The following is an 18,887-nucleotide window of genomic DNA, read 5'->3' on the forward strand; positions in this document are numbered from 1 at the left end:
GTCGGTATACTGTCAGTATGCTCGACCAGCAGGTGAGACTGATCGTGGACCGGCAGGTGCGCGCGGCGCCCCGGCTGACCCCCGCGGGCGAGCGCATTCTCGAGGCCGCGTCGACGCTCTTCTACGAGCAGGGCATCCGGACGGTCGGTGTGGATGCGATCGCCGCGGCGGCGGACGTGACGAAGAAGACGCTGTACGACCGGTTCGGGTCGAAGGACCGGCTGATCGCGGCGTACCTCGAGGAGCGGGACCGCGCGTGGCACCTGTTCCTCGACGAGCAACTGGCCGCGCGGCAGCCGGCGACGCCGGAAGACGTGATCCTGGCGTTGTTCGCGGCGCTGACGGACTGGCTGGCCGGGTCGCGCAACGGGTGTGGGTTCATCAATGCAAGCGTGGAGCTCGCGGCGCCGGACCACCCGGCGATGCCAGTGATCGTCGGCCAGAAGCGCTGGATGCGATCCGAGTTCGAAGCGCAGGCGCGCGCGGCCGGTTTCGCAGATCCGGGTGAGCTGGCGGATCGTCTGCTGCTGCTCCATGAGGGAGCGCTGATCAGCTACCGGGTCGCGGCGATGACCGAAGCGCCGGAGGTCGCCGCACGCGCGGCAGCCGATCTGCTGGCCGGGTGGCCGCGGCTCTAGGTGTTGCTGGGCTTCGTCAAAGTGAGGCCGACGAGGCGGGACACGACCTGGACGAAGACGTACAAGTAGGCGAAACCCCAAGCCACCAAGGTGAAGGTCGCACCGGTCGCGAAGAGCTCAGGTCGAACGCGTCGAGCAATCACAGTCCGACGGCCAGGATGCCGAGGGATCTCGACCGCGACGCGGCCCGGCGGCGATCCCTCCATCGCCGGATGGGCCAGCACGCCGAGCAACTGCACCACCAGCAGCACGGCCGACGAGTTCCGCCTGGCGCTGCCGAGGAGTTTCATCGTCCACCACCCTCATCCGCTTCTTCGCCCGACTGCTCGCGGGAGGCGATGATGGCCGCGCGGCGGGCCAGTCGGTGACTCCGCCGGATCTCGGCCTCACGCAGCCGCCGGCGGTCCTCGTCGGTCACAGGGACGACCTGCGGAACCTCGCGCGGCTTGCCGTCCTCGTCCACCGCGACAAACACCAGGTACGCCGAAGCCACGTGCATCTGCGGACCCACCGCATCCCATCGATCGGCCGTGATCCGTACGCCGACCTCCATCGAACTGCGCCCGGTCCAGTTCACCTGCGCGCTGAAATGCACGACATCACCGACCCGCACCGGGACGAGGAACACCATCTCGTCCATCGACGCCGTTACCGCAGGCCCGCCCGAGTGCCGCGCAGCCACGACACCCGCGACCGAGTCGACCAGCGTCATGATCACGCCACCGTGCACGGTCCCGAGCAGGTTGGTCTCGTTCTGCGCGGTGATGTGCGACAGCGACAGCCGGGTCTCGGAGGTCGGCCGCGACGACGGGCTGCTGGACATACAGACTCCTTCGGGCTCCCGGACGGGTCTGCGCAGAGTATCCCGGGAGTTGTCCACAGATTCGGAAATCGCGGTCTCCGGCAGGCGCCGATCCTCGTACTTTCTCTGCCGAGAAGGAGGACCACGATGACCATCGACGCAGCCACCGAATATGCCCGAGGCAACAACTCCAGCCGTCCCGACCCGACCCTGACCCCGCTGTCCCGCCGCCAGGCCACCCGACTCGTGCATCTCGCCCTGTCCGCCGCGGCCGAGCGCGGGCTCGATCTCGCCTACCTGGGCGGCGGGGCTCTGGTTCCGGCCGATCGCTCTGCCGACAATCCGATGCTCGGTCTGAGCAACCTAGCCCGCATCGTCGCCCAGTTCGACGAGGATCATTGGCCGGTGCTCGTCGAGGACCACTTCGACCAACTGCTGGAGCAACTCCGGCACGGTCCACCGACACCACCGACAGATCCCGAGCGCGAGCTGATCCAGCGACTCGTGCCTCGCGACGCGCTGCCTGCCGACTGGACCGCCGACCGGCCTGACTTCCTGCCCGGCCTGGTGTCGGTTCCGTCCACGACCGATGACGGGATCGTGACCATGTTCCTCGAGCCCGCGGACATGGGCATCACCTGGGGGGAGGCCGAACGCTTCGGCCTCGCCAATCTTCGCGGCCTGACCGACCACGTCGAGCATGTCGAACACGAGGGCCTACAGGTCGACTTCGTCACCGGGACACCGTTCGCGGCCTCACGGGCGCTCGTCCTCGACACCGTTCTCCGCGAGTCGTTGCGTGTGGACCATGCACCACACGGCGTGCTCGCGGCTGTGCCGGCCCGAGACACACTCATGCTGCACGTGATCCGGGATCTGTCCGTGATCCCGGCGCTGGGTCTGCTGCTCAACGTCGCGGCGCGCAGCCATGCTCACGACCCCGGACCGCTGTCGCCCGAGGTCTTCATGGTGACGCCCGACTTCCGCTGGTTTCCTGCGACGACGCTGTCGCCGGACTACACGCCACTGCGCTTGTCCTCCGAGCTCGAAACCCTGACCAAGGTCCTGGCGACGTCGGAGCTGCCGCGGCGGTCATGACAGGTGCCCTCAGCAACTAATCCGCGCCGTTCAACTACCCGTCAGCTACCAGTCAGCTACCAGGAGGTGTGAAGTGACCAGGCCAGTCGGAGTGGCGGATGCGCGTGATCGAGCGGACCTCGCCGAGGGTGGTCCACTCGTCCTTGCCAAGACGGGCGAGCGGGCGGAGTCGACGTACCTCGGGGTGATCGCCGTCCATCATCGCGGCATCGATCGCGATGTGCCGGACCCGACCGATCACGAGGGTGCAGTCGCCGAGTTCGAGGGTGGTGTGCAGAGTGCACTCGATCGCGACCGGCGACTCGGCGACGCGTGGGACGGAGACCGTCCGCGACGGCTCGGTGGTCACGCCGATCGCCTCGAACTCCGAGACCTCCGGCGGGAAGTTCGTCCCGGAGGCGTTCACCTGCTCGTACAGCGGCTCCGCGGCGAAGTTCACCACGAACTCGCCGGTCGCCTCGACGTTGTTCAGGCTGTCCTTCCGCCCGACCGAGGTGAACTGCACCATCGGCGGCTTGACGCACGAGACCGTGAAGAACGAGTGCGGCGCGAGGTTCAGCACGCCGTCGGCGGACCGGCTCGACACCCACGCGATCGGTCGCGGCACCACCACGGAGTTCAGCAGCGCGTAGAACTCCCGTCGCCCGACGGTCTCCGGATCTACATCGACACGCACGCCCGCAGTACATCAAACTCGGTGGATGCCGCCCCACCCCGCCTCGCGGATCCGGCCGGCAACTCCCGCGCGCGACGGAGAAGTGGATTGCCCGAGCATCACGATTTCCTGCACCAGGTGACCACGGTCGCCCGTCGCCACGGCGTCGACGCCGAACACGTGAAAGAGGTCGCGGGCGGCGTGGCCAACCGCGCCTTCATCCTCGGCGACGACCTGTTCCTCCGGGCTTCCCGCCCCGGCTACGAGGACGATCTCCGCAAAGAAACCCACGTTGTCCCCGCCGCCCGCCTCGTCGGCGTACTCACCCCGGAGATCCTCGAGTACGACGAAACCCACCGCCTCCTCGCCGCTCCGTACGTCGTCATGGAACGCATCCACGGCGCCGAACCAACCGAAGCCCCCACCGGCCTCGCCGACGAACTCGCCCGCCTCCACCACCTCGAACGCGCGCCCGCCGACACCCCCGCACCACAAGACCTCCCCACCAAAGCTCAGCCAGCCGACACCCCTGCACCACGAAGTCACCGGACCGAAGCCCAGCCAGGCGGCGCACCCGGAGCACCCCTCGCCCCCCGGACCGAAGCTCAGCCATGCGACGCCCCCGGAGCACTCCCAGACCGCTGGACCGAAGCTCAGCCAGGCGGCGCACCCGGAACACTCCCAGACCGCTCGACCGAAGCTCAGCCGGGCGGCGGCCCCAGAGCATCCCGAGACCTCTGGAGCGAGGCTCAGCCAGGAGACCGGCGCCGTGATGGCCGCGAGTCTCGACCGCAGAGGGCTCTGGACCTCCCCGGCGTGCCGGAGGACGACTGGGGCGACCCGTGGCGGACGGTCGACGACCTGGCCACCCGCGGCTACGTCGATCCCGTGACGGCAAGCTGGCTGACCGGTTGGTTCACCCGACTCGCGGAGCGCTTCGACGACAGCGGACCCAAGGTGCTCATCCACGGGGACGTTGCCACACACAACCTTCTCGCCGGCCCCGGCAATGAACTCCGCGCCCTCATCGACTGGGGCGACGCAGCCTGGGCCCCACGCGCCATGGAGTTCGCCAAACTCCCGTTGACCCAGGTAGCCAAGATCCTCCCCGCATACGCCGCCCAGTCCCCCACCCCCGAGGAAGACCTGGCCGCCGCCATCCTCTGGTTCCACCTCTCCTGGGCCCTCGCCAAACTCCCAGCCCCACCCTGGCCCGCCCAACGCCACTGGACCGCCCCCACCACCAGCCGCCTCCTCAACATCCTCCACTTCTTCACCACCACCCCACCCCCACCCTGGCCCGACCTCACCTAGAAGGCGATCCACAGCACTGGTTGCCCTCAACACCCGAAAGGACTCATCAGTGAGAGGCGATCTGTCTGGCAGACTTGGAAATGTGACCACCGCCCCTTCTGTGCTCGAGCGCGAGCTGTTCACCGAGGCCGAGGCAGCGCGCCTACTCGGCCTGCCCGCGGCGACGCTCCATTACTGGCTTGAGGGTGGCGAGCGCAGGGGCGTGCAGTACGACCCGATCATCCGGAGCGAGCCCGTCGGTCGTCGTACGGTCAGCTGGGCCGAGTTCATCGAAGCAGGCTGGCTGAGCGCGTACCGTCGGCGGAAGCAGATTCCGATGTCGCAGCTGCGTACCTTCATCGGCGTTCTCCGCTCGGAGTTCGGGATTCCTTATCCACTGGCACACAGCAAGCCGTGGGTCAGCGGACGCACCCTGGTGCTGCGTGCGCAAGAGGAAGCAGGCCTGGCCCCAGAGTTCCAGGTCGTCAGCAGTGTCGGCGATCAACTGATGCTCACGTATGCGGGGGGTGTCTTCCTGGAGCGAGTCGTCTGGGACGGCGACGTGGCTGCCGGTTGGAAGCCACACAGCGCCGACTCGCCGGTGGAGGTTCGCCCTGACGTGCGATTCGGTCGTCCTGCAGTGGCCGGCATCAGCACAGTCAGCATCTTCGAGCAGGCGGAAGATGGCGCATCGGCCGACGAGCTCGCCACAGATTTCGGAATCTCGATCTCGGAGGTGCGGTGGGCGTTGTCGTACGAGGAGCAGCGTCACGCTGCCGCGTGAGCCCACCCGCTTCACCATGCGCGAATCCGTCGTCCGCTACTACCTCGACGCCGACATCCTCGGTCTGGCCAAGGTCCTCTGTCCGCTCCGTAACGACATGACGTGCCCTGGCGATCCAGGGGCTGTCGTACACAAGCGCGAGCGTCCGCCTTGCCCGATTGTCGACACCCGCACGCCTGACACCGCCTGGCTACCGGTCGCGGCGGCGCAGGGCTGGCTCGTCATCTCGCGCGATCGCAACATCCGCGAGAACTTGGCCGAGCGCCGCGCCGTCCGCGAGAGCGGCGTCAAGATGATCGCGCTGGCCGGCGACGATGCGCGAACCAAATGGGGACAGCTCGAGGTCGTGATGACGCGGTGGCGACAAATCGAGGCGCTTGCCGACGAGCCAGGACCGTTCATCTACCGTGCGGGCCGACGCCGGATGATCCGGCTGGAGCTCGGCGACTGACTCCACGACCAGACCCACCCACGGCTTCTGCAGCCGCCCCAACCGACCTGATCAAGAAGGTGGGGTTCTTGGTGTTAGTTGTGGGGTTTCTGCTTGAAAACAAGGGGTTTGCGATTGGTTGGGGATGGGGCAGACTGGGGTTTTGTGACTGAATATGTGGCGGCCGAAGGCCGGTATGACGACCAGATGAGTTACCGGCGGACCGGGCGGAGTGGGTTGCTGTTGCCGGCGATCTCGTTGGGGTTGTGGCACAACTTCGGCGACGACAAGCCGTTCGTGACGCAGCGCGACATCCTGCGGCGGGCGTTCGACCTCGGCGTCACGCACTTCGACCTGGCGAACAACTATGGCCCGCCGTACGGCTCGGCCGAGACGAACTTCGGGACGCACTTCGCCCGGGACTTCAGCAAGTACCGTGACGAGCTGATCATCTCGACCAAGGCCGGCTACGACATGTGGCCGGGGCCGTACGGTCAGGGCGGCGGCTCCCGGAAGTACCTGCTCGCCTCGCTCGACCAGTCGCTGAGCCGGATGGGCCTCGACTACGTCGACATCTTCTACTCGCACCGGTTCGACCCGGACACCCCGCTCGAGGAGACGATGGGTGCGCTCGACGCGGCCGTCCGCTCGGGCAAGGCGCTGTACGCTGGCATCTCGTCGTACTCCGCGGACCGGACCCGCGAGGCTGCCCGGATCCTGGGCGAGCTCGGTACGCCGCTGCTGATCCACCAGCCGTCCTACTCGATGCTGAACCGCTGGATCGAGGAGGACCTGCTCGACGCCGTCGGTGAGCTCGGTGTCGGCGTGATCGCGTTCTCGCCGCTGGCGCAGGGCGTTCTCACGGACCGCTACCTGGACGGCATCCCCTCCGACTCGCGCGCCGCGCAGGGCAAGTCGCTCAACCCGGACTCGCTCACCGAGGACACCCTCAAGCACGTCCGCGCCCTCGCCGAGATCGCCAAGGAGCGCGGCCAGTCCGTCGCCCAGCTGGCCCTTGCCTGGACGCTCCGCGACGACCGCGTCACCAGCGCGCTGATCGGCGCCTCCAGCGTCGCGCAGCTCGAGGACAACCTGGCAACGGTCCGCAACCTGAAGTTCTCCCCCGAGGAGCTGGAGGCCATCGACGCCGACGCCGTCGAAGCCGGCATCAACCTGTGGAAGAAGAGCTCGGACGCCTGACCGTCCCCTGAACCACCAGGCCGAAGCGCCCGCCGTACCCCTTGCGGCGGGCGCTTCTGTCTTGACGGAAGGTTACGGAGCGGGGTGGGGTGGTTGCGGTCCGGCCGGGTTGGGCACACGCTGGAGAAGACCCCCTGGAGGTGGTTGAAATGACCGCTTCGACGCTCGAAATGGCCCTCGGCTACGAACACGCGAAGATCCGGGAGCTGGCTGAGCCGGCGCATCACCCGGATGCGGCCCACCCTGAGCACAGGCACCAGACGGACTGGTTCTACGCGATCGCCGCCCAGCACCTGGCCGCCGCCGAAGACGTGCTCCTCCCGCACGTCCAGCGTCTCCCCGACGGCGCGCACATGGTCACCAGGTACGTCGGCAACGCCAAGGAACTGGAACGTTCACTGCGCTTCCTCAAGGGACGGCAGTACGGCGACAGCCGGTTCGTGGATCTCCAGCACACCGAGCTGTGGCAGCACATCGACCGGCTGCTCGGACAGCATGAGCAGCTGGAGGCGACGTACAGCCGCCAGATCTGCGAGCAGCTCGAGAGCTTGGATGTGAACACGCTGACCGAAGACCTGCTGGAGGCGGAGGAGGTCGCACCGACCCGGGCGCACCCGTCCTCGCCGCACACCGGGATGGCAGGCCGGCTGGCGCACCGGATGTGGCGGATGGCCGACAACGCGTGGGACAGCGCCGAGGGACGGGTGGTGCCGATCAAGTACCACGCGCATCCCAAGCGCGACTCCGCGCTGTCGCATTACCTGTACGGCACACCGATACACGAACAGGAACCGCAGTAAAAAGGTGACCGGGCCCCGAAGCGGATGCCTCCGCTGGGACCCGGTCCGCCGGCACTCACTGCGCCTGGTTGTGGGGCCGGCGTTTGTCCCGTCGCCGCTGCGCCTGGAGTGCGGAGACGGGCCCTGCGTCCTCCCCCGCTGCGCCTGGTGTGCGAGGGAGGACGGTCTGTGACCTGGTCACGAGCCGGTCCGGAGCCCTTAAGGTCCGGTGCCCACCCGTAAACCGGGAACTGCTATTTCAGCCCGTCGATCGCCTTCTTCGCGCCGGGGTGCAACGGCACCGGGTCGGTCTTCTCGGCGTTCTCGAGCGTGATGCCCTTCGCGGCCGCGTTCACCGCAACGAGCGCATCCATGTTGTCGTAGATGACCTTCGTCAGCTGCTCGGCGAGCTCGTCCTTCATGTCCTTGCGGACCAGCAGCACGTTCGGCACGACGATCGTCGGTACGTCGGCCGCCTGCTTGTACGTCGCGGCCGGGATCGGCGCCTGGGTGTAGACCGAGCCGTACTTCTCCTGCATTTTCGGCAGTAGGTCCGTGATCGGCAAGAGCTTCACCCCCTTGCCCATACTCGTGGTCAGGTCGGTGATCCCGCCGGTCGGCAGACCGCCGGACCAGACCAGTGCGTCGATCGAGCCGGACTTCATCGCGTCCACCGACTCCGGCAACCCGAGCCGCTGGGCAGTGACGTCGTGAGCCGGGTCCAGCCCAGCCGCCTCCAGCAGCCGCCGCGCGATGACCTCTGTCCCGGAGTTCGGCGAACCGGTCGAGATCCGCTTGCCCTTCAGGTCCGCGATCGAGTTGACCCCGGCCGACGTCCGGACGGCGACCTGTGTGTAGTTGTTGTAGAGCCGGGTCAGCGCGACGACGTCCTGCTTGGACTTGAAGCTGTTCTCGCCCTTCACAGCGTCCGACGCCGAGTCACCCAGCGAGAAGGCGATGTCGTAGTTGCCCGCCACCAGGCCCTGGATGTTCTGCACCGAGGCACCGGTCTCACTGGCGGTCGCGCGGTATCCGGACACCTTGGACGAGATCACCGAGGCCAGCGCGCCGCCGAGCTGGTAGTACACCCCTGTCGTGTTGCCGGTGGCAATCGTCAGTCGGCCGCCGCTGTCCGAAGACCCGACAGGCTGACGCTGCCCGCCACAGGCAGCCAGCGAGACGACAGCGGCAAGCGCCACGACAGTGGTGCGGAGTCTCATGAGGCAACGGTTCCTTCCGCGGAAGAGGCCTGGCGCTGCCGCCGGACCAGATTGATGACGACGGCAACAAGTAGCAAACAGATTCCGGCCGTGATGGTTACGGGCGCGAGGTACAGCAGCAACGCCGCGGCCGGCACACAGACCGCCCGCTCGAGCCAGGTCGCCCGGACGAAGACCCACCCGCCGGTCACGACAGCGAGCGCGGCGACGGCGAGCATCGACACCAGCGTGGTCCAGACCATCCCGATCACCGATCCCTGACCGAGCAGGTGCGCGCCGTTGTCGGTGAGCACGAACGCGAACGGCACCAGGAAGGCCGGCAGCGTGTACTTCCACGCCTGCCACATCGTCGGCATCACCTTGCCGCCGGTGATGGCGGCCGTCGCCACCGCGGCCAGGGCGGTCGGCGGCGACACCTCGGAGAGTACGGCGTAATAGAAGATGAACATGTACGCCTCGGGCTGGGTCACCCCGAGGTTCACCAGCGCCGGCGAGATGATTACCGCCGCGATGATGAACGACGCGGTCACCGGCACCGCGAGCCCGAGGATCAGTACGGCGAACCCGGACAGCACCACGGTCAGGATCAGCACCGCGGTGGGATTCGTGGTCAGCCCGTGCGCGGCGTTGACGATGATCTCGGCGAGGTTCAGCCCGAGGCCGGTCTGGGTGGTGACCGCGACGATCACTCCCGCGGTCGCGCAGGTCGCCGCCACCGGCAGCACCGAACGGGTGCCCTGGGCAAGCGCTTTGAACAATGGCCGGCCGGTCAGCCGGTGCTCGCGGTCCAGGAACGACAGCCCGAACTGGATGATCACCGCGTAGACGACCGCCTTGAACGGAGGTACGTCGACCGCCATGAACGCGATGATCACGAACAACGACAAGAAGTGGTACCCGAACCGCAGCAGCAACCGCCACGCCGAGTCCGTCGACGTCTCCGCGGACGTCGTCTCGTGCTTGCGGGCATCGATCTCGATCGCGAGCAGGATCCCCAGGTAGTACAGGATCGTCGGGATCACCGCGAACCCGAGAACCTTCAGGTACGACACCTGCAGGAACTCCGCGATGATGAACGCGGCCGCACCCAGCGTGGGCGGCGACAGGATGGCGCCGATACCGGACGCGGCGAGCATTCCGCCGGCCGGTTCGGGCGGGTAGCCGGCCCGGCGCAGAATCGGCCACGACACGGTGCCGAGCGACACCGCGGTCGCCGTACCGGAGCCTGACACGCTGCCGAGCAGGAAACCCGCGAGCGTGACCGTGCGGCCCGGCGCCGTACGGCTGCGTTTGAAGGCCGCGAAGGACAGGTCGATGAAGAACTTGCCGGCGCCCGAGTAGTCGAGCACTGCGCCGTAGATGGTGAAGAGGACGATGTACGACGCGGCGACGCTCAACGGCGTCCCGTAGAAGCCCGCCGTACCCATCGTGAACTGCGCGATGATCGCGTCGAAGTTGAAGCCCTGGTGGGCGAGCGACCACGTGTAGGGCAGGTAGCCGCCGTAGTACGCGTACGCGATGAACACCAGGCTGAACACGGGCAGGACCCAGCCCGTCGTACGCCGGCATGCCTCGAGCAACAGCACCAGCAGAAGAGCACCGGCGATGACGTCCAGACTGGTCGGCGTCTGCCTGCGCTCGAGGAATCCGTCGAAATCGAACAGCGGATAGACGCAGACCGCCAGCGCGACAGCAGCGAGAACCCAGTCCACGACACCCGGATCGTCATGCGTGCGAGTCCGGCCGGGAAGACGAAACCCGCGGTAACACAGCAGCGTGATCGGCAGAACCGCTGCGAGAAAGATCACCAAGTAGAACTGCGTGCCTTGTGGTAATGGGAAGAAGACCTGTGCAAGCACGCCGAGGCTGACGATTGCGCACCAGATCGAGACAACCAGGTCCAGGGCAGGTCTGAGCCGCCGAGCGGGGCGTTCCTGCTCATACTCGGCCAGGTCTTCCTCGGAGGGCGTGGTCACGCTTCCCCCGGTACGAACACCGACAGTCATCTACCGGTTCCCTCCTGTGGTCGGAAGGCTAATGTTGCCGAACACTGCGTGGAGTCGCGTGATTACGTCTTTACCAAGATCTGACACATGAGGACGTGACCTGGCCTACGATCACCGCATGAGTGGCGCGGTCCGGATTCTGCTGGTCGAGGACGATCTCGATATCGCCAATGCCCTGATACCCGCTTTGCGGCGCTACGGCTTGATGGTGACGCACGTTCGCACCGCCGCGGACGCCCTGGCGGCGGATCCGGGCGACCTGGTCCTGCTGGACCTGGGACTGCCGGACGGGGACGGCATCAACGTCTGCCGGCAGATCCGCACGGTGTCCGACGTGCCGGTGATCGCGGTGACGGCGCGCGGCGAGGCCGCGGACCGGGTGCGCGGCCTGCGGAGCGGCGCCGACGACTATGTGGTCAAACCGTTCGCGATTTCCGAACTGCTGGCCCGCATCGATGCTGTACTACGTCGTACCGGTCTCTTGCAGCCCCGCCCCCGGGTGACCGTCGGTGACCTGACCGTGGACATCGAGGCCCGGACGGTTCAGGTGGCGGACAAGCCCATCAGCCTGACCCGCAAGGAGTTCGACGTGCTAGCAGTGCTGGCCGCTCACCACGGCCGGGTGGTCCCCCGCGAGCAGGTAGCCCTGTACGCCTGGCAGTCGGTCTTCGAGGCGTCCTCGCGGACCATGGACGTCCACGTCGCCAGCCTGCGCGCGAAGCTCGGCCGGCCCGAACTCGTGCAGACCATCCGCGGCGTCGGCTACCGCCTGGGTTCGGACTGACCGTTGCGCCGTCGATTACTGCAGTCCCTCGTCCCGATGGTCGTCGCACTGGCCATCGTCGCGGTGATCCCGCTGGCGAACTTCATCGCCACGAGTACGTCACGCACGCTCTTCCTGTCCCGGAGCAACGACGCGGACTGGTTCGCCACCATGGCGGAGTCCCCGCTGCAGACCGGTGACATCGCCAACCTGCGTGAGCTGGCAGTCCGGTACCAGGAGCTGTACAACACGCCGGTCTTCGTGGTCGACGTCGACTCCCGCGTCATCGCGACCTCCGTGTCCGGTGTGGACGTGAAGGAGCCGGATATCGCGACCGCGCTGCACAGCACGCTGGCCGGCCGGCTGCCGCCCGAGCCGCCCGCACTGTGGCCGTGGCGTTCCGGCGAGATGATCGTGTCCCGTCCGGTCGTCAACAACGGCAGCGTCCTCGGCGCCGCCGTACTGCGGGTGCCGACCGAGAACGCCCGCGACCAGGTGCAGCGAGGCCTGCTGCTGCTCCTCGGCGGCCTGCTGATCAGCATCGGCGCGATCATCGTCGGTATCGTCCGGCCGATCACCCGCTGGGTGCTGCGGCCGCTGCAGGACCTCGACAACGCGACCCACCAGATCACCCGCGGCGCGCTCGACACCCGGGTGTCGACCGACGGCCGTGCACCAGAGCTCCGCCGCCTCGGCGACAGCTTCAACTCGATGGCGCTCAGCCTGCACCAGGCCCGTCAGCGTGAGCGTGAGTTCGTCGCTGACGCCTCGCACCAGCTGCGTACGCCGCTGACGTCGGCCCGGATCCACATCGAGGGCCTGTCCCGGCTGTCGCCGACCGCACGGTTCGCGCTCAGCGACATCGACCGGCTCGGCCGGATCGTCCAGCGGCTGTCCCGTCTGGCCGGCTCGGACCGCCCCTCGGCAGCCGATGCCGAAGGCAACGAAGAGCCGCTGGACCTGGCCCAGGCCGTGAAGGAGCGCCTGGTCGGCTGGAAGGCCGTGTACGCCGCCGACGACCTGGAACTGATCGTCGGCGAGATGGTCCCGGGCGGAGTCGCTCCGGAGCTCGAGGTCGACGACATCCTCGACGTACTGCTCGACAACGCGTCGAAGTACGGCGCCCCGCCGGTGGAGGTCTCGGTCACGCGGGACGGCACCGAGGTCGTGATGTCGGTCCGCGACCACGGCCTCGGACTCGGCTCACGCGATCTGAAGAAGGTCGGCGAGCGGTTCTGGCGCAGCGCACACCACCGGGAGATGCCGGGCACCGGTCTCGGCCTGGCGATCGTCCGCTCCGAGGCGGCCCGGGTCGGCGGCCGAGTGGTCGCCCGTCCGCCGATCGGCGGCGGCCTCGTGATCGAGGTCCGCGTCCCGCTGATCGACGACTACGACGCCTGACCCGGACGACGCTGACCCGCGGACGACTCAGACGACCCGGACACCCGGCTCAGATGTGATTCTGCCGGTACCAGCGTTCGGCGGCGGGATGGAGCGGGACCGGCATCGTGGAGATCGCCGAGCGAGGGTCGAGGGCACCGGCTTCCGGGTGCTTCGGGATCAGGTCGTTCTGGCGGCGGAACAGCGTGTTGACCGTCCACCAGGCCCACGAGTCGGACAACCCCGGCTTCGCGATCAGGTAGTTCGGGACCGCCAGCGTCTGCACCGCGCTGGCCAGCCCGTACTGCGACGGCGGGATCGACGACACGACGAAACCGCCGAACTCCTTCAACGCGATCATCTGGGCCACTTTGCCGATGTCCAGCAGCCGGAAGCCGAGCGTGCTCTGCAGCTCCGCGATCGGCACCGTCGGTACGCCGCCGCTCCAGATGAACGCGTCGATCGAGCCCCGGCGGGCACTGCCCTTCGGGACCAGCGCGTCGACCGACTCCTCCAGGGTCATGTTGACCCGCGTGACATCGACCTTCGCCTCGTCCAGGATCATGTCGGCGATGACCTGCGTGCCCGAGTTCTTCGGCCCGACGCTGACGACCATCTTCTGGTGGGGCGCGTTCTTGGCCGGGTTCAGGTCCGTCAGCTCCTTGGCCTTCGAGGCCATCGGCACCACGACGTGCACGTAGTTGTCGTACACCCGGGCGAGCGCCGTGAACCGCAGCGGGCCTTTGCTGAACTGACCGGTGCCCTCGTACGCCGCGAGCGCCGAGTCCGACGTACAGAAGCCGAGGTCGGCGGGGCGGCTCGAGCTGAGGTCGCCGGCGCGGCTCGCGACCCTGGTCAGGTTGTCGACCGACCCGTTGCTCGGGAGTGGCTTCAGCTCCATGCCCGTGACTTCGCTCACCAGTTCGCAGAGCGCCGTGCCGAAGGAGTTGTAGACCCCGCCGGGGTTGCCGGTGACGAAGGTCCCGGCCTCGGCAGGCGCGGGCTCGTCCGCGCGGCCGCGGGAGCAGCCGGGCACCAGGAGTGCCGACGCGGCCGCGGCTCCGAAGCCGAGAATGCTGCGTCTGGTCATCCCAGTCGGCCGGGCAGGGGTCAGCAGGCGGGGGCGATCCATGCACACAACCTAGACAACAACCGGGCCTTCGGGGTAGCCGTGTGCACGGCCGCAACCGAACCGCTACCGACAGGTAAGGCTGGATACCGTGGCCAAACTGCGTCTGGACGGGCCAGGGGTAGGTGTGACAGCGTTGTCATCCGTGCGGCCGTGGCGGCCGCGTGAGGATCTTCCCCGGAGGCTGATTTCGTGCACGACGACCGTCAACTCATCGAGGAGCGGCTCAGGCGCGCCCTGCGGGAGCGGCTCCGCCCCGCGATCTACGGCGCGGCGGTCCCCCTGGACATCGAGGTGTGGCACGCACCTGGTGAGCCCGTGTCACCCGCCGAGGCGCTGGCGCAGACCTACGAGAAGGCCGAGATCGGCCTGCCGTGGGGTCCCGCCTGGGGCACCGCGTGGTTCAAGTTCAGCGGCCAGGTCCCGTCCGAGTGGGCCGGCAGCGAGATCGAGGCGGTCATCGACCTCGGTTTCAGCGGCGGTCCCGGCTTCTCCGCCGAGGGCCTGGTGCACACCACCTCCGGCAAGCCGCTGAAGGGCCTGCACCCGCGGCAGACCTACGCCCCGCTCTCGATCCTCGGCCCGGACGGTACGGCGGCCGCCCCCGGCGACCACATCGAGTTCTACGTCGAGGGCGCCGCGAACCCGGAGATCCCGCTCGACAACGCCTACGCGAAGGTCGACATCGGCGCCAAGCTCGGCGACCACCCGATCTACCAGCTCGCCCGCGCCGACCTGGCCGTGTTCAACGCCGAGGTCTGGGACCTGATCCTCGACCTCGAGGCGCTCGACAGCCTGCAGAAGGAGCTGTCCGCCCAGGAGCCGCGCCGTCGCGAGATCCTGCGCGCCATCAGCCGTTCGCTGGACGCGCTCGACTACGAGAACGTCGCCGGCACCGCCGCGGACGCCCGCGCGCAGCTGACCGACGTACTGAGCCGTCCGGCCCACGCCAGCGCGCACCAGCTGTCCGCGGTCGGTCACGCGCACATCGACTCCGCCTGGCTGTGGCCGCTGCGGGAGACGCGGCGCAAGGTCGCCCGTACCGTCTCCAACGTTGCCACGCTGGCCGAGGAGTACCCGGAGCTGGTCTTCGCGTTCTCGCAGGCCCAGCAGCACGCCTGGGTGAAGGACAACTACCCGGAGGTCTGGGAGCGGCTGAAGAAGGCCGTTGCCGAGGGCACCATCGTCCCGGTGGGCGGTATGTGGGTCGAGTCCGACACCAACCTGCCCGGCAGCGAGGCGCTGGCCCGGCAGTTCGTGCACGGCAAGCGGTTCTTCCTGGACGAGTACGGGATCGACACCCAGGAGGTCTGGCTGCCGGACTCGTTCGGCTACACCGCGGCGCTGCCGCAGCTGGTGAAGCTGTCCGGCTCGAAGTGGTTCCTGACCCAGAAGATCTCCTGGAACAAGGAGAACAAGTTCCCGCACCACACCTTCTGGTGGGAGGGTCTCGACGGGACCCGGGTGTTCACCCACTTCCCGCCGATCGACACGTACAACTCCGACCTGTCCGGTCGCGAGCTCGCGCACGCGCAGCGGAACTTCCAGGAGAACGGCGCCGCGACCCGCTCGCTGGTCCCGTTCGGGTACGGCGACGGCGGTGGCGGCCCCACCCGTGAGTTCGTCGCGACCGCTCGCCGGGTCAAAGACCTGGAGTCCTCGCCGAAGGTGACGATCGAGTCCCCGACCGAGTTCTTCACGGCCGCCGAGGACGAGTACCGCGAGAACGCGCCGGTCTGGTCGGGTGAGCTCTACCTGGAGATCCACCGCGCGACGTACACCTCGCAGGCCAAGACCAAGCAGGGCAACCGGCGGACGGAGCACCTGCTGCGCGAGGCCGAGCTGTGGACCACGGCGGCGGTTGTCGCGGGCAAGCTCGACACCTACCCGTACGAGGACCTGGACCGGCTGTGGAAGGTCGCGCTGCTGCACCAGTTCCACGACATCCTGCCGGGCTCGTCGATCTCGTGGGTGCACCGCGAGGCCGAGGCGACGTACGCCAAGGTGGCCGAGGAGCTGAACGCGATCATCGCCAAGGCCCAGCAGGCGCTGGCCGGCTCGGGTGACGCGCAGATCGTCTTCAACGCGGCGCCGCACGGCCGTAACGGTGTCGCCGGGCTCGGCGCGGGGATCACCACCGGCGCGGGTCAGGCCGTCACGATCGAGAACGGCGTACTGGACAACGGCCGGATCCGGGTCACGATCGACGAGCGCGGTCTGATCACCTCGCTGTACGACGTGGAGGCGGACCGCGAGGTCATCGCACCAGGTGCCGTGGGCAACCTTCTCCAGCTGCACGTGGACACCCCGAACCACTGGGACGCGTGGGACGTCGACTCGTTCTACAAGAACAACGTCCGCGACGTCACCGAGGTCGACAGTGTCGACTTCAGCACCGTCGAGGGTGTCGCGACCGTGGTGGTCAAGCGGTCGTTCGGCCGGTCCACGGTGACGCAGACGCTGCGGGTCCAGCCGGGCGCGAAGCGGGTCGACATCGAGACCGAGATGGACTGGCACGAGACCGAGAAGTTCCTCAAGGCGGCGTACCCGGTCGACGTGCACGCGGACCGGTCGGCGTCGGAGACGCAGTTCGGGCACATCTTCCGGCCGACCCACCAGAACACCTCGTGGGACGCGGCGAAGTTCGAGATCGCGGCGCACCGCTGGGTGCACGTCGGCGAGCCCGGGTACGGCGTTGCCGTGGTCAACGACTCGACGTACGGCCACGACATCAACCGGACCGCGCGCGAGGACAGCGGTACGACGACCACGATCCGGACGTCGCTGATCCGCGCGCCGCGCTTCCCCGACCCGAAGACCGACCAGGGCGTGCACACCGTGAACCACGCCCTCGTCGTCGGCGCGGGGATCCCGGAGGCGATCGAGGAGGGGTACGCGATCAACCTCCCCGAGCGCGTCGTCACCGGCGCCGACGGCGTCGCGCCGATCGTTGCCCTGGACAACGACAACGTCATCGTCGAGGCCGTCAAGCTCGCCGACGACAAGTCGGGCGACGTCGTCGTCCGGCTGTACGAGTCCACCGGCGGCCGGTCCCGGGCCACCATCACCCCGTCCTTCCAGGCGGCATCGGCGACCGAGGTCGACCTCCTCGAACGCCATCTCGCCGACCGCGAGCTGACGGACAACGGGGTCTCCCTGGACCTCCGCCCCTTCCAGATCCTGACGCTGCGCTTCAAGCGTTCCTGATCCCCCCACCCCGGGAGCCCTCCCTCCCCAACCCGCGCCCGGCCCCGCTCAGCGGAGCCGGGCGCGGGTAGTTGTAGCGAGTTGTAGCGGATCGGCGCAGCCCTTGGTGCGTTCGATGCCCGGCGTTCACCCGCCTGACGTAGCGTGAAGGTATGGCTCCGACACCCTTGCTCGGTTCCCGGACTCTCGACCGGCAGACGGCCCGCACGCTGCCGCCGGGCCCGAAGCTCCCGACGCTCGTCCAGACCGTGCTGTTCGCGAGTCACCGCCGGACGTTCTTCCCGCGGATGCGGGACAAGTACGGCGACGTGTTCACGATCCGCCTGGTGCCGTCGAGCCGGGTCTGCGTCGTCCTGAGCCGGCCGGACCACATCCGCGAGGTGTTCGGCAGCCCGCCCGCGGTGATGCACGCCGGCGAGGGCAACACGGTGCTCGAGCCGATCATGGGTTCGCACTCGTTGTTGCTGCTCGACGACGAGGACCACGTCCGGATGCGCAAGCAGCTGATGCCGGCGTTCTCCGGCGCGGCACTGCGCGGGTACGCCGGGATGGTGCTGGAGCTCGCCCGGGCCGAGGTCGCGAAATGGCCGGTGGGCAAGCCGTTCAAGGTGCACCAGCGGATGCGGAACCTGACGCTCGAGATCATCCTGCAGGTGATCTTCGGCGTGACCGACATCGACCGGCTGAACACCCTCCGCCCGCTGATGGACAAGATCGTCTCGGTCTCGCCGGTGATCATGCTCGGCGGCTTCTACCCGCCGCTGCTCCGGATCCGGCCGTGGAAGACGTACCTCGACACCCAGCGCAAGGTCGACGAGATCCTGTACGACGAGATCGCCAAGCGCCGCGAGACGTTCGCCGGACGCAACGACGTACTCTCGCGACTGCTTGCTGCGGGCAACTGGTCCGACGTCGAGCTGCGGGATCAGCTGGTGACGTTGCTGCTGGCCGGCCACGAGACGACGGCGACCGCGATGGCCTGGGCGTTCCACGAGCTGGCGCGCCGGCCGGAGGACCTCGCATTCGGGCAGCGGGCCGCGGATGCCGGCGCGGACGACGAGCTGGAGGCGATGGTCAAGGAGGCCCTGCGGGTGCATCCCGTGGTGTATCAGGTCGGCCGCCGCCTCACCGAGACGACCGACATCGCCGGCTACCGCCTGCCCCGCGGTACGACGATCATGGCCGCGATCGGGCTGGTCCACCGGGACGCGGAGCACTTTCCGATGCCGGAGGAGTTCCGCCCGCAGCGGTTCCTGTCCGACGACCCGCCGGCGCCCGGGACCTGGATGCCTTTCGGAGGTGGCGCCCGGCGCTGCATCGGCGCCGGCTTCTCGCTGATGGAGGGCACCGAGATCCTCCGGGCAGCCCTCAGCGCCTACAACTTCCAGGCCCCGCACCCGAAGCCCGAGCCGCCCCAGGCGAAGAACGTCACCCTCGTCCCGCGCCACGGCTCCGTCGTCAGCGTCACCCGGCGCTAGCTCACTGGCGGGTTATGTCGTCGGT

The 18,887-nt window shown here is 68.2% G+C and carries 17 protein-coding genes; 11 read left to right on the forward strand and 6 right to left on the reverse strand.

Features of this window, described 5'->3' with window-relative positions; genetic code table 11:
* Positions 1-17: 17 nt before the first annotated feature.
* Positions 18-638: a TetR/AcrR family transcriptional regulator gene (locus tag EV653_RS22335; protein ID WP_134105659.1), complete on the forward strand. Its 621-nt coding sequence runs from the start codon at positions 18-20 to the stop codon at positions 636-638.
* On the opposite strand, the gene EV653_RS42215 is transcribed toward EV653_RS22335, so the two are convergent.
* Both EV653_RS42215 and EV653_RS22345 read right to left on the reverse strand, forming a co-directional pair.
* Positions 635-928: a hypothetical protein gene (locus tag EV653_RS42215; protein ID WP_238159963.1), complete on the reverse strand. Its 294-nt coding sequence runs from the start codon at positions 926-928 to the stop codon at positions 635-637. The genes EV653_RS22335 and EV653_RS42215 overlap by 4 nt on opposite strands.
* Positions 925-1,461 carry an acyl-CoA thioesterase gene (locus EV653_RS22345; protein ID WP_134105660.1) on the reverse strand — a complete coding sequence of 179 codons (537 nt, stop codon included), beginning with the start codon at positions 1,459-1,461 and terminating at the stop codon, positions 925-927. The genes EV653_RS42215 and EV653_RS22345 overlap by 4 nt, the downstream gene beginning before the upstream one ends.
* A 126-nt stretch (positions 1,462-1,587) precedes the next feature.
* Here EV653_RS22345 and EV653_RS22350 point away from each other — a divergent pair, with 126 nt between their 5' ends.
* The gene (locus EV653_RS22350; protein WP_134105661.1) at positions 1,588-2,538 is read left to right on the forward strand and encodes a hypothetical protein; all 951 of its coding nucleotides are present in this window, start codon (positions 1,588-1,590) and stop codon (positions 2,536-2,538) included.
* 52 nt (positions 2,539-2,590) lie between these two features.
* Here the strand turns inward: EV653_RS22350 and EV653_RS22355 are convergent, their stop codons facing one another.
* Positions 2,591-3,214 carry a flavin reductase family protein gene (locus tag EV653_RS22355; RefSeq protein ID WP_134105662.1) on the reverse strand — a complete coding sequence of 208 codons (624 nt, stop codon included), beginning with the start codon at positions 3,212-3,214 and terminating at the stop codon, positions 2,591-2,593.
* Between the two features lie 180 nt (positions 3,215-3,394).
* On the opposite strand from EV653_RS22355, the gene EV653_RS22360 reads away from it, so the two are divergent.
* The 5 genes from EV653_RS22360 (at position 3,395) to EV653_RS22380 (ending at position 7,700) form a co-directional block, all read left to right on the forward strand.
* On the forward strand, positions 3,395-4,507 hold the full coding sequence (locus tag EV653_RS22360; protein WP_238160179.1) for an aminoglycoside phosphotransferase family protein: 1,113 nt from the start codon (positions 3,395-3,397) through the stop codon (positions 4,505-4,507).
* An 82-nt stretch (positions 4,508-4,589) separates the two neighbouring features.
* On the forward strand, positions 4,590-5,270 hold the full coding sequence (locus EV653_RS22365; RefSeq protein ID WP_134105664.1) for a DUF433 domain-containing protein: 681 nt from the start codon (positions 4,590-4,592) through the stop codon (positions 5,268-5,270).
* Between the two features lie 16 nt (positions 5,271-5,286).
* A complete protein-coding gene (locus EV653_RS22370; protein WP_134105665.1) occupies positions 5,287-5,721 on the forward strand; it encodes a hypothetical protein in 435 nt (144 codons plus the stop codon).
* A 144-nt stretch (positions 5,722-5,865) separates the two neighbouring features.
* On the forward strand, positions 5,866-6,900 hold the full coding sequence (mgrA, locus tag EV653_RS22375) for an L-glyceraldehyde 3-phosphate reductase (protein WP_134105666.1): 1,035 nt from the start codon (positions 5,866-5,868) through the stop codon (positions 6,898-6,900).
* A 149-nt stretch (positions 6,901-7,049) separates the two neighbouring features.
* Complete coding sequence (locus EV653_RS22380; protein WP_134105667.1) at positions 7,050-7,700, forward strand: hypothetical protein; 651 nt, start codon at positions 7,050-7,052, stop codon at positions 7,698-7,700.
* A 233-nt stretch (positions 7,701-7,933) separates the two neighbouring features.
* Here the strand turns inward: EV653_RS22380 and EV653_RS22385 are convergent, their stop codons facing one another.
* Both EV653_RS22385 and EV653_RS22390 read right to left on the reverse strand, forming a co-directional pair.
* The gene (locus EV653_RS22385) at positions 7,934-8,899 is read right to left on the reverse strand and encodes a TAXI family TRAP transporter solute-binding subunit (protein ID WP_134105668.1); all 966 of its coding nucleotides are present in this window, start codon (positions 8,897-8,899) and stop codon (positions 7,934-7,936) included.
* Positions 8,896-10,905, reverse strand: coding sequence for a TRAP transporter permease (locus EV653_RS22390; protein WP_134105669.1), 2,010 nt, complete (start codon positions 10,903-10,905; stop codon positions 8,896-8,898). The genes EV653_RS22385 and EV653_RS22390 overlap by 4 nt, the downstream gene beginning before the upstream one ends.
* A gap of 118 nt (positions 10,906-11,023) precedes the next feature.
* On the opposite strand from EV653_RS22390, the gene EV653_RS22395 reads away from it, so the two are divergent.
* Together EV653_RS22395 and EV653_RS22400 are read left to right on the forward strand one after the other, a co-directional pair.
* Positions 11,024-11,689 (forward strand): response regulator transcription factor, encoded by a 666-nt coding sequence (locus tag EV653_RS22395; protein ID WP_012918592.1) that lies wholly within the window; start codon positions 11,024-11,026, stop codon positions 11,687-11,689.
* Between the two features lie 36 nt (positions 11,690-11,725).
* Positions 11,726-13,069, forward strand: coding sequence for a sensor histidine kinase (locus EV653_RS22400; protein ID WP_134105670.1), 1,344 nt, complete (start codon positions 11,726-11,728; stop codon positions 13,067-13,069).
* 49 nt (positions 13,070-13,118) lie between these two features.
* On the opposite strand, the gene EV653_RS22405 is transcribed toward EV653_RS22400, so the two are convergent.
* Complete coding sequence (locus tag EV653_RS22405) at positions 13,119-14,180, reverse strand: TAXI family TRAP transporter solute-binding subunit (RefSeq protein WP_134105671.1); 1,062 nt, start codon at positions 14,178-14,180, stop codon at positions 13,119-13,121.
* Positions 14,181-14,369: 189 nt separating this feature from the next.
* On the opposite strand from EV653_RS22405, the gene EV653_RS22410 reads away from it, so the two are divergent.
* A complete protein-coding gene (locus EV653_RS22410) occupies positions 14,370-17,384 on the forward strand; it encodes an alpha-mannosidase (RefSeq protein ID WP_134105672.1) in 3,015 nt (1,004 codons plus the stop codon).
* A gap of 152 nt (positions 17,385-17,536) precedes the next feature.
* Entirely contained in the window at positions 17,537-18,862 is a 1,326-nt protein-coding gene (locus tag EV653_RS22415; RefSeq protein ID WP_134105673.1) for a cytochrome P450, read from the forward strand.
* Positions 18,863-18,887: the final 25 nt, after the last annotated feature.

This window comes from Kribbella pratensis, assembly GCF_004365355.1.
GTDB lineage: Bacteria > Actinomycetota > Actinomycetes > Propionibacteriales > Kribbellaceae > Kribbella.

Coding starts and splice junctions, on each gene's coding strand:
- EV653_RS22335 (WP_134105659.1), top strand. CDS start 18: ATGCTCGACCAGCAGGTGAGACTGATCGTGGACCGGCAGGTGCGCGCG.
- EV653_RS42215 (WP_238159963.1), bottom strand. CDS start 928: ATGAAACTCCTCGGCAGCGCCAGGCGGAACTCGTCGGCCGTGCTGCTG.
- EV653_RS22345 (WP_134105660.1), bottom strand. CDS start 1,461: ATGTCCAGCAGCCCGTCGTCGCGGCCGACCTCCGAGACCCGGCTGTCG.
- EV653_RS22350 (WP_134105661.1), top strand. CDS start 1,588: ATGACCATCGACGCAGCCACCGAATATGCCCGAGGCAACAACTCCAGC.
- EV653_RS22370 (WP_134105665.1), top strand. CDS start 5,287: ATGCGCGAATCCGTCGTCCGCTACTACCTCGACGCCGACATCCTCGGT.
- EV653_RS22380 (WP_134105667.1), top strand. CDS start 7,050: ATGACCGCTTCGACGCTCGAAATGGCCCTCGGCTACGAACACGCGAAG.
- EV653_RS22385 (WP_134105668.1), bottom strand. CDS start 8,899: ATGAGACTCCGCACCACTGTCGTGGCGCTTGCCGCTGTCGTCTCGCTG.
- EV653_RS22390 (WP_134105669.1), bottom strand. CDS start 10,905: ATGACTGTCGGTGTTCGTACCGGGGGAAGCGTGACCACGCCCTCCGAG.
- EV653_RS22395 (WP_012918592.1), top strand. CDS start 11,024: ATGAGTGGCGCGGTCCGGATTCTGCTGGTCGAGGACGATCTCGATATC.
- EV653_RS22400 (WP_134105670.1), top strand. CDS start 11,726: ATGGTCGTCGCACTGGCCATCGTCGCGGTGATCCCGCTGGCGAACTTC.
- EV653_RS22405 (WP_134105671.1), bottom strand. CDS start 14,180: ATGGATCGCCCCCGCCTGCTGACCCCTGCCCGGCCGACTGGGATGACC.
- EV653_RS22415 (WP_134105673.1), top strand. CDS start 17,537: ATGGCTCCGACACCCTTGCTCGGTTCCCGGACTCTCGACCGGCAGACG.